This window comes from Synechococcus sp. PCC 7502 (assembly GCF_000317085.1).
Taxonomy (GTDB): Bacteria; Cyanobacteriota; Cyanobacteriia; order Pseudanabaenales; family Pseudanabaenaceae; genus PCC-7502.
In genome coordinates, this window is record NC_019702.1 from 925519 (window position 1) to 942000 (window position 16482).

The 16482-nt window shown below is 40.0% G+C and carries 12 protein-coding genes and 1 tRNA gene; 5 read left to right on the forward strand and 8 right to left on the reverse strand.

The genetic code is table 11. The features are described 5' to 3' along the window. The first annotated feature begins 28 nt into the window (after positions 1 to 28). Positions 29 to 2281 carry a DUF1796 family putative cysteine peptidase gene (locus SYN7502_RS04565; RefSeq protein WP_015167706.1) on the forward strand — a complete coding sequence of 751 codons (2253 nt, stop codon included), beginning with the start codon at positions 29 to 31 and terminating at the stop codon, positions 2279 to 2281. 13 nt (positions 2282 to 2294) lie between these two features. Here SYN7502_RS04565 and SYN7502_RS04570 read toward each other — a convergent pair whose 3' ends face one another. Further along, positions 2295 to 3449 (reverse strand): glycosyltransferase family 4 protein, encoded by a 1155-nt coding sequence (locus SYN7502_RS04570; RefSeq protein WP_015167707.1) that lies wholly within the window; start codon positions 3447 to 3449, stop codon positions 2295 to 2297. Between the two features lie 207 nt (positions 3450 to 3656). On the opposite strand from SYN7502_RS04570, the gene SYN7502_RS04575 reads away from it, so the two are divergent. Beyond that, a complete protein-coding gene (locus SYN7502_RS04575) occupies positions 3657 to 4991 on the forward strand; it encodes a class I SAM-dependent methyltransferase (RefSeq protein WP_015167708.1) in 1335 nt (444 codons plus the stop codon). Here the strand turns inward: SYN7502_RS04575 and SYN7502_RS04580 are convergent. From SYN7502_RS04580 to SYN7502_RS04595, 4 genes are all read right to left on the reverse strand, one after another. Then, positions 4988 to 6802, reverse strand: coding sequence for an O-linked N-acetylglucosamine transferase, SPINDLY family protein (locus SYN7502_RS04580; protein WP_015167709.1), 1815 nt, complete (start codon positions 6800 to 6802; stop codon positions 4988 to 4990). The genes SYN7502_RS04575 and SYN7502_RS04580 overlap by 4 nt on opposite strands. Then, positions 6795 to 8999, reverse strand: coding sequence for an O-linked N-acetylglucosamine transferase, SPINDLY family protein (locus tag SYN7502_RS04585; RefSeq protein ID WP_015167710.1), 2205 nt, complete (start codon positions 8997 to 8999; stop codon positions 6795 to 6797). The genes SYN7502_RS04580 and SYN7502_RS04585 overlap by 8 nt, the downstream gene beginning before the upstream one ends. A 545-nt stretch (positions 9000 to 9544) precedes the next feature. After that, the gene (locus SYN7502_RS04590; protein ID WP_305808198.1) at positions 9545 to 10171 is read right to left on the reverse strand and encodes a type IV pilin-like G/H family protein; all 627 of its coding nucleotides are present in this window, start codon (positions 10169 to 10171) and stop codon (positions 9545 to 9547) included. Positions 10172 to 10417: 246 nt separating this feature from the next. After that, positions 10418 to 11107: a type IV pilin-like G/H family protein gene (locus SYN7502_RS04595; protein WP_015167712.1), complete on the reverse strand. Its 690-nt coding sequence runs from the start codon at positions 11105 to 11107 to the stop codon at positions 10418 to 10420. Between the two features lie 188 nt (positions 11108 to 11295). Between SYN7502_RS04595 and SYN7502_RS04600 the strand changes: the two genes are divergently transcribed. Continuing rightward, positions 11296 to 11368: transfer RNA gene (locus tag SYN7502_RS04600), tRNA-Phe, on the forward strand. Positions 11369 to 11636: 268 nt separating this feature from the next. Here SYN7502_RS04600 and SYN7502_RS20100 read toward each other — a convergent pair. Then, positions 11637 to 11801: a hypothetical protein gene (locus SYN7502_RS20100; RefSeq protein ID WP_168130308.1), complete on the reverse strand. Its 165-nt coding sequence runs from the start codon at positions 11799 to 11801 to the stop codon at positions 11637 to 11639. Positions 11802 to 12063: 262 nt separating this feature from the next. On the opposite strand from SYN7502_RS20100, the gene SYN7502_RS04605 reads away from it, so the two are divergent. Beyond that, the gene (locus SYN7502_RS04605; RefSeq protein WP_041429164.1) at positions 12064 to 12375 is read left to right on the forward strand and encodes a transposase; all 312 of its coding nucleotides are present in this window, start codon (positions 12064 to 12066) and stop codon (positions 12373 to 12375) included. Beyond that, a complete protein-coding gene (locus tag SYN7502_RS04610) occupies positions 12329 to 12913 on the forward strand; it encodes a transposase (RefSeq protein ID WP_371257757.1) in 585 nt (194 codons plus the stop codon). The genes SYN7502_RS04605 and SYN7502_RS04610 overlap by 47 nt, the downstream gene beginning before the upstream one ends. An 18-nt stretch (positions 12914 to 12931) precedes the next feature. Here SYN7502_RS04610 and tal read toward each other — a convergent pair whose 3' ends face one another. Together tal and SYN7502_RS04620 are read right to left on the reverse strand one after the other, a co-directional pair. After that, on the reverse strand, positions 12932 to 14068 hold the full coding sequence (gene tal / locus SYN7502_RS04615) for a transaldolase (protein ID WP_015167714.1): 1137 nt from the start codon (positions 14066 to 14068) through the stop codon (positions 12932 to 12934). Positions 14069 to 14219: 151 nt separating this feature from the next. Then, positions 14220 to 16343 carry a caspase family protein gene (locus SYN7502_RS04620; protein ID WP_015167715.1) on the reverse strand — a complete coding sequence of 708 codons (2124 nt, stop codon included), beginning with the start codon at positions 16341 to 16343 and terminating at the stop codon, positions 14220 to 14222. Between the last annotated feature and the right edge of the window lie 139 nt (positions 16344 to 16482).

Genomic DNA, 16482 nt, shown 5'->3' on the forward strand with positions numbered 1-16482 from the left:
ATCTTCTTGCTAATTCTAGAAAGAACCTATGTATCAATTCCAGATTCGAGCATATACACAGATCGGAGAGGCGATCGCTGTAGTTGGTTCCACAGAGGAGTTAGGGAACTGGGATGTGGCAAAAGCTATACCTCTAACTACGTCCAAGGCAGAATATCCCCTTTGGCAAACACCACAAAAAATCAGCTTTGCAAAAACAGCTAATATTAACTACAAGTATCTACTGCTTAAGCCAGATGGTAGTGTAATTTGGGAAAACTGGGGTAACAACCGATGGCTGCCTGCGGATACCGATCGGGTAACTGTAGTCGATGATGGTGGGTTTGGTTATATTCAGCCCTATCCCTTTGGTTATGAATTAAATCCTGCAAGTGTAAATTTAAATCACCCCCAAAATCAAACGGGCTTAAAAATCGTAATTATTGGTAGCTCAGTCGCCCAAGGGCATAAGGCATGGTTAATGCAAGGTTGGGCAGCACTTTTAAGCGATCGCCTAACCAAAGATTATGGACATAAGGTGATCAATGTATCCGAAGCAGGGGCAAATGTAAGTAGAACGATCGCCCGATTTTCCCAAGTAGTAACGCCCGCATCCCCAGACATCGTGATTACTGCCCTATCCCTTGGCAACGAAGGCTTTGCCACCTGTCCTCCCCAGCAACGACGCACCATTAAAAGAAAGTTTGAATCGGGATTACAACAACTCATAAAAATGACCCAAGCGATCGGAGCCATGCCTATCCTTGCGGGAATCTATCCCCACGGTGAATATGAGAGCGAACATCGACAAATGCTCTGGGAAACCCATCGACGGATGTTAAATTGGGGCGTACCTGTTTTAGATTGGCTGGCAGCAATAGAAGACGGGCAAGGACGTTGGCAATCTGGCATATCCTTCGATCCCGCCCATCCCAATAGCCTTGGTCATCAGAAAATGTATGCGGCGATCGCTCCTCAAGTTCCCAATATTTTTGCCATAACCAAAGCTCAAATTCAGGAAACCATCAAACGCTGGCAACAGCAAACTGATATTTATCTGGATCGCAATGGCTTTCGGATATTTATTGAAGATGAGCAGATCAGAATTATTAATCCTAGTCAGTATGAATATGCGATCGCTCCCTATTGGCAAGAACTCCAAACTGCATTTCAATCCGCATTACAAACTCAAGGGCAATTAATACTTGGAATTTACCTTGCTGATCCATCTGAAAACTTTCCGACCACACCCTATTTATATATTCAAGAAGATGGCAGCATCGATACCACCGTTAAAATTCCCGCCCATGCCGATCTAACCTATAGCTCCGCTTTCAATCATTTTACTTCAGCCCCATCCACAACCAAGATTTTATGTCAAGAGGGTGATCTAGGCATTTTTAAAATCAGCGATCGCTACCTGTGGATTATTAATGAATCCGAACATCAATATAATATTCAACCGATGTGGCAGCAGGTACGCACAGCATTAATGGCTCTACCCCAGGGCGTTTACATCGACCGCTTTAATCCCGATACTCCCTTTCGCACCTTAATGATTGGCAAAGATGGGTTGGAAAGTCGAGTTAAGGTTCCCCCCAAGTCTGCTTTGTTTTTTAGCTATAAATGTGACCTGTCCGATATTAAACGGGTGGCAATTCTTCCCCTAGGCGATCGCTGCGCTGTAAGAATGATGCTCTATAAAATGGAATATGATGGTCCCGCTTTTCCCTTTGATCTGACCCGTAGCACTAAAATTTCTGATGTTGCTGATGCGATCGCTACAGGATTTGAGGATATGTGGAATCCCCAATATCTGCATTATAATCCCGCTCAAAACCGCATTTATCACTCTAAATGGCAGGGTTTATCCTTTGCCCACGAAGTTGAAGCAGACGAAGACCCAGTTCGGGATATGACTCCCATTTACAAAAGGATGCAAACTCGTTACGCAGCTAGGTCTAAGCGGTTTTGGTACACCCTCAATCACTGTGATCAAGTTCTATTTGTCCGCACTGGTGTATGCGATCGCCCTGGGGTTATAGATTTAGTCGAGAAACTCAAAACCAAGTGCCATATCAATAATCGGGACAAACCCTTTCAACTTTTACTACTTTCGCCCCAGTCCAGTCACGAGTTTGCAGGCTTAGATCATGTCTTACATTACAATGTGGAATTTAACCCCGATCAAATGTATGACAACCTTGATCATTGGCTGTACTGCACCAAAATCATGCACAACATTTTAGAATCCCTTAATATTTCTAGTAAAAATCTATTCTGGTGTCCACCGTATGTTTAGTTAGCAAGTTTAGTTAACTTAATGTCTGGGTAAATAATTCCCATTGCTCTTGCACATAAACCTTAAATTCCTGTCTAAATCTTTCAGGAGAAAATCTGAGGGCATTGTTTCGGCAATTTTCAGATGTAATGCGATCACTATTTTGGCTAAATTCCCTAACTGCTATTTTTAAGCTTGCCACCGACTGCTCATGAAAAAATACCCCCGTGGGCTGATCAGTATGCAAACCTTGAATCGTTTCTAAAGCTCCGCCCCGACCAAAGGCAATCACAGGTGTCCCACAGGCTTGAGCTTCAACTACGGTAATACCAAAATCCTCTTCAGCAGCAAATACAAAGGCGCGAGATCGCTGCATATAATCTCGTAATACCTGCGGTGGCTGATAACCAATCAAAGTAATATTCGGACAATTACTGGCTAGAGCCTGAATTTTTGCTAAACCCGCTCCATCTCCAATCACAATTAGGTTTTTGTCTGGCATTTGGGCAAATGCCTCTACAATCAAATCCACCCGTTTATAAGGCACAAATCTGGCTGCTGTTAAGTAAAAATCTTCCTTGGGTAATACCCCAATTTGAAAATCCTCCACATTTACAGGGGGATAAATCACATGTGCTTCCCGCCGATAAACCTTATAAATTCTGCGGGCAATAAACTTTGAGTTAGCAATAAATCCATCAACACCATTAGCAGTGCGTACATCCCACAGCCTGATCTGATGTAAAAACCAGCGAGCCAGCCAGCTTTTTAAGCCCTTTTCTAAATTTGCCTCTCGTAAGTACTGATGCTGCAAATCCCAAGCATAGCGAATTGGTGAATGCACATAGGAAATATGCAATTGATTCGGACTGGTTAAAACGCCCTTAGCCACCGCATGGGAACTAGATAAAACTAAATCATAACTAGATACATCCAACTGCTCAATGGCGATCGGCATTAAGGGCAGATAGAAACGATATTTAGTTTTCGTAAAGGGTAGTTTCTGAATAAAGGTAGTCTGAACAGATTTGTCTTGAATGAATCCTTTTAATTCCTTTGGCAAAAATTCTACTACAGCAAACACATCTGCTTGGGGAAATATCCGTAAAATCTGCTCTATTACCCGTTCCGAACCAGAATAATCCACCAACCATTCATGGACTAATGCCACCCGCAGTTTATCTAGCATGGGATAATTTTATCTAAATTGCTCTAAGTAGATTTATTGTTCTTATAGCACTTTTAGATCAAATTCACTACAAGGAAAGGGACACAGGGTGTATCCCTGTAATGGTTTTAGCTGTGGGGCAACTGATCAAAATATACTGCAAGGCTGAATATTTATTTGATAGGATGTAAGCAATTTATTTTAGCCTTATTTGTGGTGATTCATAAAATGTCCAGCAGCCAATCGGATTTATTAGAGAAAATTCGCCAACAATTTGATAGTAGTCCCTACCCTCGCATTCCCTTAGATAAATCTCCTAAAGACAATCCTATTGCGTTATATATTCATAACTTAGTTACCTCTTTTTATCTAAGAGATCAAAGGGTTATAGATACTAAAGGAAAAGTTATATTAGATGCTGGTTGTGGTTCTGGTTATAGGTCACTCATCTTAGCTGAAGCTAACCCCGGGGCAAAGATAGTCGGAGTAGATATATCCTCAGAGTCCGTTAAATTAGCAGAGCAAAGATTAAAACATCATGGTTTTGATAATACTGAATTTTACGTTTTATCTTTAGAAGATATATCTAGTTTGGGCTATCAATTTGATTACATTAATTGTGATGAATTATTATATCTTTTCCCCAATCCTGTAGAAGCACTGAAAGCAATGCGATCAGTACTGAAATTGGATGGAATCCTTCGTACTAACTTGCACAGTTCCTATCAGCGATCTAATTTTTTTAGGGCACAAAGCTTATTCTCCATGATGGGTTTACTTGATAGCAATCCAGAAGAAATGGAAATAGAAATTGTGGTAGACACAATGGAGGCTTTAAAAGACGATGTATTACTTAAAATTCAGACATGGAAGAACTTAAACTATTCCCTTGAGAATAAAGAGGGAATTCTGATGAATCATTTATTCCAAGGGGATAAAGGCTACACTATTGCTGATATGTTCTCATTTTTAAGAGCGTCCAACTTAGAGTTTATCAGTATGGTGAACTGGCGAGAATGGGACTTTAGAGATCTATTTAAAGATGCAAATAATTTACCAGTTGTTTTAGCAATGGGGCTAGAAGATATGAGTATAGAGGCTCGACTTCAACTATACGAAATTTTGAATCCAATTCACAGGCTTTTAGATTTTTGGTGCGGACATCCCCAACCCTCATCTAGTTTTATTCCCTTTACTAATTGGACTGATAATGACTGGCATTGCGTTAAGGTCTATCTGCATCCTCAGCTACTGACCGAGAATTTTAAACAGATTTTGGGTACATGCATCAGGGAATGTAAACCTCTTTATCTAAATCAACTTTTTTCTACTCACAAACAAGTAGTAACCCTAGATAGTTCAATTGTTAGCAGCCTATTACCTCTATTAGAAGCACCCCAAACCATCGATTATTTAGTAGTAAGATGGATGCAAATTAGACCCATAGATCCTTTGACCTTAGAGGCTACTGAACCCGAAACAGCTTTTAATTTAATAAGAGATATTATTAAATTAATTGAGAATCTTGACTATCTTATCCTAGAACCTCAGGAGCGCATCTAGGAATGGCAGTAAATCTTCCACATTTGCTGATACGCATTTTCCATATCTTTAGTAAACTGCTTAGCATCCCAAAGTGGGGAGCTCTTGCGAGATTCCTTTAGCTTCCAAAATACTTGTTTACGTAGATTCTCATCCCTACCCAGCCTAATTCCCCACTCTACATACTCCTTATCCGTCCAGGCAATTCCTTCCGTAATTCCAGCATTCATCATCATCGTGTAGCTATTGCGAGCTGCGAATTGCTGACCTACTTTTGTGACCATCGGGATACACATCCATAATGTTTCCATAGTTGTAGTTGCACCATTATAGGGATAAGTATCTAGCACCACATCAGCTATATCTAAATTTGCCCGATGTTCGAGTACTCCCTTGGTCATAGGTAAAAATCTCAGGCGATCTCTATCAAGTCCAACCTCCTCACCAATTTCGTAAAAAAGAGTTTTTAGTGTTTCTTGATTTGCTGTACCTTTTATGATTAAAAAACTATGGGGAACTGCCTTAATAATTTGCAATTGCAGTTTTATGGTGTCGGGATGTCGTTTATACCCACTCTGGGAAGTAAAATAAACTATGGCACCTTCGGGAATATCGAGTAGACTGCGGTGAATCGTGGGGAATAATACCTCAAAGCCATCCACAGCTATGTAAGTATTAGGCAGTCGCCAGATTTTCTCGGCATAGTAATCCTGCGCATGATCTGGTAGCACGTAAGGGTCAGCAATAAAGTAATCAATACTTGGAACCCCTGAAGCATCCATGCCCAACCAAGTAACTTGAATGGGTGCGGGTTTGAGTGCCATGACTTGACAGCTTAAATCTAAAGTATTGCTATCAAGGTCAACCAATATATCAATGTCGTCATCATTAATTTGTTTGGCGATCACCTCGGCTTCAAATCCCATTTGATAAACTTGATCACAGTGGGAAGCTATCTTATCTCTGATCGCATCAATGTCTGGCTTATCTGCCACAAAGTAGCCATATATCTTAAACTGTTCACGATCGTGATGCTGAAATATCCACCGCGCCAACCAACCCACAGAATGGCTCCGCAAACAATGGGAAAGATACCCAATTTTTAAAGGTCTATCCTCTAGGGTTGTTGATTTGGTGTGGACATAACTCTCTAACTCCCTTGTCAGGGTTTCCGCACAAAATTGTGATAGCTGATTTTGGATAGTACGATTTTTTAATGGTTCATCTCGAACATAGGATAGAAAAAAAGTCGAACTATATAATCTATTCACTAGAGAGTTAGGCAATATCTTAGAATGAGTTTTTACCAAGTTTTGAATAAAATCTATTTGCAAATGCCCAACCTCAAAAATTCTTGTCCAATCATTACCATCTTTAAGTAAGGCATTTTGAATCAGAAAATTAGCAAAAATTTGATCAGCCAAGTTATCAGATAGCTGACTATAGACTTCAGCCGTAGCAATACATTCACTATGTTTAGAATCAAACAGCAAAAATCGAGATAAATCTCTCAATAAATCTAAACTTTCTGGCTCTAAATCCACTGCCACCCGAAGTATATCCGTAGCAATATCTAGCCTATTCAGCCTCAGTCCAAACTCCCTAGCCACATTACCCAAAAATCCTGTTAGCTCCTTGGTACTGGGATAACTCTCATCAATGGTTAGCCACCAGGTCATCTGCGCCTCATCAGGCTCACCTTGAAGTAAATAGCATAAACCTAGATACCAGTATGAGATTTTAGTTTCAGGCTCTAAATCTATAACTTCTTGAAATAATTCTGCTGCGTCTGCAAATTTATTGATATAAAAAAGATCAACCGCCTTATCCATTATGAATTTCCCACATTTCCTTAAGTGCTGTTTCAAATTCCCTAGTAAACTGTCTTGCATTCCATAGAGGTGAAGTTTTACGAGACTGCTTGAGTTTCCAAGCTACATCACGGCGCAAATCTTCCTCTAAGCCAAACCTTACTCCCCACGCTACATATTCTTCAGGAGTCCAAGCAATCCCTTCTGAAATTCCCGCATTCATCATCATAGTATAACTATTCCTTGCCGCAAACTGCTCTCCCACCCTAGTCACGAGGGGGATACCTGACCACAGTACCTCCATAGTTGTAGTTGCGCCATTGTAGGGATAAGTATCTAGTACCACATCAGCAATGGGCAGATTACCTCTATGTTCGTTTTCCTCCCTCGAATATGGTAAAAATCTCAACTGGTCACGGTTTACACCCTCTAATTCAGCCATTTCATAGAAGAAATCTTTAATAGAATTTTGATCTGATAATCCCTTTATTAAAAAGTAGCTGTTGGGAACCTGCTTCAAGATTTGCATTTGCAAGCGCACAGTTTCGGGATGCCGCTTATCACTTTTTTGGGAACTAAAATAAATAATCCCATTAGCGGGAACTTCTAACTGTTCTCGCGTTAGGGTGGGGGAGCTGGCTTCAAAGCCATCCACGGCTAAATAACAATGGGGCAATCTCCAGATTTTTTCAGTGTAATACTCTTGAGCATTATCTGGTAAAACAAATGAGTCGGCAATGTAGTAATCAATTGCTGGTATGCCCGAAGCATCCCAACCCAACCAAGTTACCTGAATTGGAGCAGGCTTCAATGCCACTAACATGGTACATAAACCTGATGTAGTACTTTCTAGGTCGATCAAAATGTCGATCTCATCGCGATTGATTTCTTCCGCAACCCGAAAATGATTGCCCCAATACTCAACATGATTTCTAAATACTTTGTGCATCATGCCCACATACCATTCCTGTAAAAAGTCTCTACCTTCGTAGTATTCAGGGAAATAGCCATAGATCTCAAACTGCTCCCGATCTAAATACTGAATCAAATACCTTGCCAGCCATCCTACCGAGTGCAGGCGTAGAGTTGTAGATAGAAAACCAATTTTAAGTTTGCGGTGACCAATTATTGAGTTTTTAGCCAAACGCCGTTCTAGTTGCCTTGCTTGAAACAATTGGGTAAGTTCTGATTTAAGTACCTGTATGTTAGCCTGAAATAGCTGAGAAATCTGGTTTTGCCAAGATCGAGTAGGGCGGGGAGTATCACTAAAGTAAGGAGCAAAAAAGGCTGAAAGCATAATAAAGGATAATGGTACTTCGGGGATATCTCTAGAAGCTTCTTTAATAACCTTAGCAATTAACTTTTTATGATCTTCAAATACTCGTTCTGCATCCTGCCACTTACCACCAGATCTTAGAAGCGCACCCAGTAATAAATGGTTGGCAACAACATGATTATTTAAGCTTGCTTGATTTTTTACCAGAAATTCCTTTGCCTCCCGAATAGCCATTTGATGAGAGTTAATTTTTAATAAGATTTCAACCCGAGTGGTAAATATACCCAAAATTTCGAGACAGCCCGTTTGGAGTATATCTAGTAGTGTTAATGCCAAATCCTGACGAAATCGGTTTATATAACCGATAATTACATTAACAAACGCTTCTTTTTCCCGAATCTGTGGAAAAGACCAACTAATAAATTCAAATTTTAAATCTTCAGCTAAAACTGAGCATAGAATATTTTGATATAACTGCAATAATAAATTCTTGGCTGTAGGATCGGAGTTAATCCTGTCCATACTGCCTTCAATAACAGATTCTAGGTTTAACTCTGCATAGGTTTCGGTACTTACCAGCCTCAGGGGTAGGTACAAATAAAATGACTGTACGACATTATTAAGATCTTCGGGAAAAAGTTGACGGAAAGCTTTACGAATATTTAAAGCGACTTGATATTCCTTGATTTGCTCTTGGCGATCAGCTTCATCATTAAGGATTGTTTGTAAATCTTTGGTAAATTGTACGGGATCGGATGCTTCTTTTAATCCACAAGCCCATGTATCCAGTGCATGTTCTTGCTGCTCGAGAAATATATACGCTAACCCTAGATATTGATAGTTGTTGGATAAACCCAAATCATCTTCTAGAAATCGTTCAAGGCGATTAACAAGTTCGGCGTAGTCATTATCAGACTCTGTAATTAAATCTTCCCAAGTCATGATTAGCTCAGTGTGTGAGGGTAGGTTACTAATAATACCAGACTTCAAAATTTAGCTTTGTAGCCCCAGATATTAATTGATATCCTCTCCCGATTTATTGGGGATTCCTAAGATTCAGAATGCCTACAAAGTTTAAGACTAGACAACTAAGGATTAATCTTGGCGAAATTACGACCATACTAATCATACTTATATTCAAGCTGTCTGACCAATTTCGACAAACTAGCATCACTTATGTCAAAAGCAAGTTTGTGATCTTTAACCATATTCTTCATAGACAAGTTTTTGATCGCAATCGTTTGGTTTTTATGTGTCAATCGAATACAAATAGTCAGCCTGTGGAGAACATCATTACGATCATCGCTAATTTCTGCTTGTTCTACATTATTGTATGAAGTATTGACGGCAATTCATCTCACTGATTTATCGGTAGTCCTCTTCCAGAAAAAATAAACTGAAAATTACGGTTTCAAAAATATAAAAAACCACCGCAGTCATCATAACCGCAGTGGGCAGAAGTATTAGATTATCGCAGTCAACTAAACCTAGCTGATAGGAGACCAACCAGTAGAGGTGTCAGTGTTACCTACGCAAGTAGGAGCAGAATTAGTAGCAGTGGTAGCAAAAGCAGTGTAGGTAAAATCTGTAGCTTTGGATATAGCGTTTACACCTGCAGTATTTTGTTCACAAAGGATTGAAAGAGTAGATGCATCAGTAGATTTGTCAGGGGTTACTACGTTTACAACCCCAGCGTAGGCTTTAAGAGGTGCACCTGTAGCCGCAGATGCAATGGTATCTGGGCTGGTGGTAGTAATGTTTCCAGCAACGGCATTAGTCCCAGCTAGAGGTAACCCAAATCCGTATACCTGTTGACCCGTCACGCCTTTACCGTAGGTTAAACGGTTGACTCCATAACCATAGTTAGGGGTATTTTGAGGAATGCCAACGGCTAAGTTAAGCAAGTTAGGGGCAAACTGTTGCTTTTCTAGGTAGTATGCCTGTTGAGCGCGGTTGATGGAACCAACATAGTTTTTAGCTTCAGATTGACGAGCTTTGTTGGCTTGGTTTAGGAAGGAAGGTAGTGCAATAGCAGCAAGAATACCGATGATGATGATTACGACGAGAAGCTCAATTAAGGTAAAACCCTTTTCAGAGTCTTTTTTGCTGAGCATGTGTTGAATTAGTTTTGCTTTGAATTCAGATCTCATGATTTTTGTCCTGATTTGATAATTTAAGGATTGTTGAAAGTTTGGGGAACTTTTTCAGTCGCTTTCTCAACTTACCCTGATTCTTTCAATTCCATATCACTAGTCCTAAAAATTTTTCAAATCGCTCTGAACCTAAACGCATTGGATAAATTCTTTACTTAAAAATCTTCATTTATAGAAGGACGATCAAAAAATACGGATAAAGAATAGCTAATTTATAGGTGACCAACCAGTGCTACCTGAAGTTATACAGGTAGGTCCGCTAGTGGTAGAAGTATTGACAAAGGCAGTGTAGTTAAAATCTGTAGCTGAAGAGGGGTAGTCAACTCCAGCAACATTTTGCTCGCAGAGCACCGATAAAATAGCCGAATCAGTTGCCCCAAATAGATTTGCGACGATCACTACACCAGCGTAAGCTTTAATAGGCGCACCTAGGGCAGCGAAGTTTATAGTATCTGGATTAGTGGCACTACCAGGAACAGCATTGGTACCGCCGTTAGGTAGTCCAAACCCATAGACCTGTTGGTTAGGAACACCTTTACCATAGGTCAGACGGTTGACTCCGTAGGCATAGTTCGGGGTATTTTGATTAATGCCAACATTGAGGCTGGGAAAGTTAGGGGCAAATTCTTGTTTTTCCAGATAGTACACCTGTTGAGCGCGGTTGATTTCGCCAACGTAGGTTTTTGCTTCGGACTGGCGGGCTTTGTTGGCTTGGTTGAGAAAAGCAGGGAGGGCGATCGCAGCCAAAATACCAATGATAATAATGACAACGAGAAGTTCGATCAAGGTAAATCCAATTTCAGAGTCTTTTTTGTTAAAGTTGGTTTGGAGTAGTTTTCGATTAAATTCAGTTACCACTTTTTTGCCCTGATATACGAAAGTTAATAATTTGGTCATTTTTCAGTCTTTGCCTCAACATACCCCTATTTTTTGTCAATGCTATCTTTCAGAATTATTAATTTTTGCAATCAATAAAAATTAGTAATTGCTTAAAAACAAATCTACATAATTAATTTAATCTTGATAAATCTGAGGTTTTGGTGCTAACCTTATAAAGCGCAAAAATAGCGTAAAGCGCAAAAACAGCCGGAATAGCTCAGTTGGTAGAGCAGAGGACTGAAAATCCTCGTGTCCCCAGTTCAAGTCTGGGTTCTGGCATAACTAAACACTAGATGTAGTAAGAATTACAGGAAATAAACATTAGATGTAGGGGTGTCCTATGATGTCCTACACTGTCTTATTGTCCTAAAGTGTCCTAAAAGTGTGTAGCGATGCACTGGATTTTGGATCCAAAAATCAATATTGAAATTTCGGCATTTTAATTACTCAATCCATCAATAAAACCAGATTACTGTCCCCTCAGTGTCACAGGTACCACCTAACCCACAGCCAAATCTTTAACAAAAATCTGCCTAGCATAACCCTCTCAGCCATCGGCAAGGACAGTTTTTACTAATCCCGTAACAGCATCCTTACCCGCATAAATACTAACTACAGCAGGATTACTAGCAACCTCCGTACTAATTCTATTTGCAGTGCGAGTGCAGTCATTCCTAAGCCTAATTCTTTGGGCGATTTCTTTGTAATCCATAACTAAGGACATGTAGGGGGCAGGTTTTTATCAGGAAGAGAATCAAGCGGTGTGACTGTAAAGTTTTTAACCGTAAATCTTACTGATTGCGGTGTACCTATAATCGGGTCAAATTCTGATCTTGCATCAAGCGTAATCACGACACCATCAGCCGTATATTCAAGATATTTGGAGTATGACGCTTCTCTAGTATAAGGATAGCCGATCGCTATATAGAGCCTGTTTCATATCTATTATGAGCAAGATGTATGATGCTTAGAAAATGCTAAATCCATACTCAAGTAGCCTAACAGATAAAGAATGGGAAATTATAGAACCATTGCTCCCAAAGAAAAAGCAAACTAGACCGCCAACTTGGACAAAAAGACAAATTTTAGACGGCATACTCTACCAACTCAAAAACGGTTGTAATTGGCGAGATATGCCCCGAGACTTACCACCATTCTCTACAGTCTATCGATACTACAAGGAGTGGAAAGATACAGGTACATTTACTGCGATTATGGAAACCTTGCATTCAACAGCCCGTGAACAGTCAAAAAAAATCAAAATGGACAACTTTAATCATCATTGACTCACAAGCAGTGAAAAATACTTGTAATGCAAGTATAGAATCCAAGGGCTTCTGCTCCTACAAAGCAACTAACGGGATCAAAAGACATTTAGCCGTTGACACTCTGGGATTTCCTTTCTTTACCTATTTAACAAGAGCAAATGTATCAGATGACCAAGGACTGATTGAGATGTTAACGATTAACATTGATTACTTCAAATCGAAACCAGATGACATTACGCTAACTACGATATTGCTGGATAGTGGTTATCATATCGAGAAACTGATCCAAGAACTAGAGAAGATATATCCTGAGATTATGACTAAGATTAGGTTTGAAATTTCTCCTAAGGTATCAAAGCAACAGAAGGCAGAAAAAGGTCTGTCTGGGTTTGTAGTTGTGCCGACAAGGTGGGTAATTGAAAGGTCAAATGCTTGGGTTGAAAGATGCAAAATCTTAGTTAAGAACTTTGAGAGAACTCTCGTTAATGCTACAGCTAAACTCAATCTTTGCTTTATTCGTTTGATGCTAAAAAGAATTGCTACTCATGAGATATGAAACAGGCTCTATACAGACTTAAGCAGCAGTAAGCTGATTTACCTTAGTTTCTAAGGATGCTATCAAAGAAGCAAAGGGCTTCACAAACTTATCAACACCCTCGGTTTGGAGTTCCATCATAATTTGGTCGAGGTCGAGACCGACAGCTTTTACTTGATCAATTACTTTATAGGCAGCATCAATATCTATCTCAATCCGATCTTCAATATCGCAGTGATCGATACAGGCGGCGATGGTTTCAGGAGGCATAGTATTTACGGTATTTTCGCCAACTAGATTGTCCACATACATCACATCACTGTAGGTAGGATTTTTGGTACTGGTACTTGCCCAAAGTAAACGCTGTTCTTTCGCTCCTTTGGCTTTGAGGGCTTGCCACCGATCGCCTGCATAGATTTCCTTATATTTTTGGTAGGCAATTTTGGCATTAGCGATCGCCACTTTTCCTTTAATTGCCGATAACTTAAAAATTTCCGATTCATCAGTTGTAGCTTTAATCTTGGCATCTAATAAAGCATCAATTTTGCTATCAATACGGCTTAAAAAGAAACTAGCAACCGAGGCAATTTGTGAGATATCTCCACCTGCGGATACACGAGCTTCTAAACCTTCAATAAATGCCCAAGCGGTTTTCTCATAATCAGAAACTGAAAATAGCAAAGTCACATTTACAGGAATACCTTCGGCAATTACCTTAGCGATCGCCCCGAATCCAGCATCAGTCCCAGGAATTTTAATCATAATATTGGGACGCTTAAGGGTATTCCAAAATCTCAAAGCTTCAGCGATCGTACCTGCGGTATCATGTGCCAGATTTGGGGAAACTTCAATGGAGACATAGCCATCTTCGCCCTTGGATTCTACAAATACTGGTTTGAGAATATCCGCAGCATTCTGAATATCCTCGAAAACTAAGGATTCATAAATATCATTAATAGATTTACCAGTTTCAATTCCCGCCCTAATAGCACTGTCATAAATAGCATTCCCAGCGATCGCTTTCTCAAAAATCGCAGGATTAGAAGTAATGCCCCGAATACCTTGGGTTTGCACCATTTCTGCTAATTGTCCCGATTGGATGATGTCTCGACTTAGATTATCCATCCATACACTTTGTCCATGTTCGTGTAGCTCTAGCAAGTGATTAGTAGTCATAGTTTTAAGCCCTGTAACTCTTAAATGAATGTAATTCTTTATGCTAAATTTTTAGACTTTAATCGAAATTATATTTGTAGATACTTAACTTATCCTAAAGGTTGTTTAAGGAAGTACCTAAAACTTTCAGAATAATTATAGAAAGACATACCTATGCCACTCGATAACTAAAACCAATAGTTGCCCAATTACCCACGCCTAGTACCCAAGCATCTTCCGTACTGGTTTCATAATTAGAATCTTGATTATGTAAATCTGATAGTAAAGCCTTTGCCACTGACAGAGGATCACTCACATTGACAAGCCCTGTGGGAGACTGACGGGAAAATCGATCTAAAAGGCTGAGGGTCTGAGACAAAGGCGATCGGCTGGCGATAATTTGCACATCTACTAAACCTTGGGGGGCGGAAACAGTCCATTCAAAGGGGGTAATTGGCTCTGGAATAATCAGGGTTTGATGGGGGGGAATATTACTATCATTGGCATAGGGGCTTGTAACAAAACTGGGAGTCATGACTTTTCCCCTAGCATCAAAGGTAAAAATGACGATATGCACCAGTTCATCGGTTAAGTTTTCCAACCTACAAGATAGGCGATCGCCCACAGTAAGACATTTATTAAAGAAGGCAGACTCTTGGGATTCAGTAGTTCGTAAATTAGTAGATTGATAGGCAACCATTTTGATACGATTACTCGAAGTTGCTTCTAGGCTAACCTTTAGGTTTAAAAGCGAAGAGTTTTGATTAGTAGTTGCATGAATAAGTTTGGCAGCTAAAAAGCTTTCAAGCTGAGGCTGCAGTCGCCGAATAGCTGTACCTACGGATTCTCCCACAGCCCCAAACGACCCCAAAATTGGCGATCGCCCTACCGAAAATAAACCATAACTGGAAGCTTGATAGCCAAATAAACAGTCTGCATATTGTTCAGTAGCATTAACCCCAATAACAAATGGTAAAGCCGACAAAGCACTGGTAGCATCTATGCGCTCAATTTTTGAAAGCTCTGCATCTAAAGCCACAACCAACTTGAAATTATGGGGTAAAACTCTAATCGTTTCTTGCAGCAGCATATCAGGTTGTAAAACTTGCCCTAGGGTCATAGCCTCAACTTTTGCGGTTAGACCATTGTGGGATTTGACCTTAACTAAACTAGTTACATTGGCGTTAGAGTCATCAATGATACTAAACACGGAACCAATACCATAGTTCTCCAAGGACGTAAGGGGAATTCCACCTAGCCAAGCCTCTCCTGTATGGCGATCGCTACTCACTGTTTGAATAAAAGCATCTGCTGATTGATCATTACGCTTACTAAATAGGTCGCCAAGGTCATAGTTAGATAAGATTTTTAGTTGTTTGGCTTGTACTTCTTTTTCCGCAGAATTTAATTCTTTGACTGGTAAAGCCAGATGATCGGAGGTATTAACTACATTACCTAAAACCGTATATAGAGAAGTTCCAGAAGTCATTTGCCATAGCTGCTGCGTCAAAGTATAGGTAAACAAGCCACTACTAAATCCATTCCAGTTAGCATCCACACAGACTTGCTCATTAGTTGCCGCTTTCAGCAAGACTATAGGTTTAATTGGTTTAGTTGGGCTGGGTATATCAGGAAATTTATCAGCAAATTCGTCTTGTAAAGCTAGTTCCTCTGGACTAAGTTGCCATTCTTTGCGGGTTGGTCTTGCTCGAATCCGAAAATTACCAAGGATGGGATTTCCTAAACTACTGTAACCTGCATCCAAAATACAAGTGATTTTATCTGCGGCGATCGCCCGTAATAGCAGTAAAAGACTTGGGATTGTAATATCATTTACGGTTTCATTGGCGGCGGCAAAACTACCATCCACAGGAACTAAAGATGGTTGAGCCTGAACTTGGGAACCATGCCCACTAAAATGCACGATGACTACATCACCAAGAAGTGCTTGGGAAATTAAATGTGACCTAATGCCATCAATAATATTTGCCCTAGTAGCTTGGCGATCGCTCAGGATCAGAATATCTTTAGGGTTAAATCCAAACCGATGGATTAACAGTTCCTTTTGTAGTTCTACATCATTGACACAACCGCGCAGGGGTAACCATTCATTTTTGGCATCGTACTGATTAATCCCCACAAGTAATGCCAGTTTGCGTCTAGTTTTCTGCCCTAGGTTCTGAGCATATTTGTCCGCAGCCCATGCCACTTGGTCTGCATATTGATCGATAGTAATTTGACTGCCTATAAAGCCAGCGATAATACTCTGCAACAACTGTCTTCGTGCAAGTTTCATTGCTATATTCCTAGATTTTATAGGCACAATTTGTTGACAAACTTTAGTCTATCTTAATTAATCTGCTAGCTAGTAACATTTTCCTAATGCCCTACCAATCATCTACCTAATGATCTAAATGATGTAACCTAGCAATTAC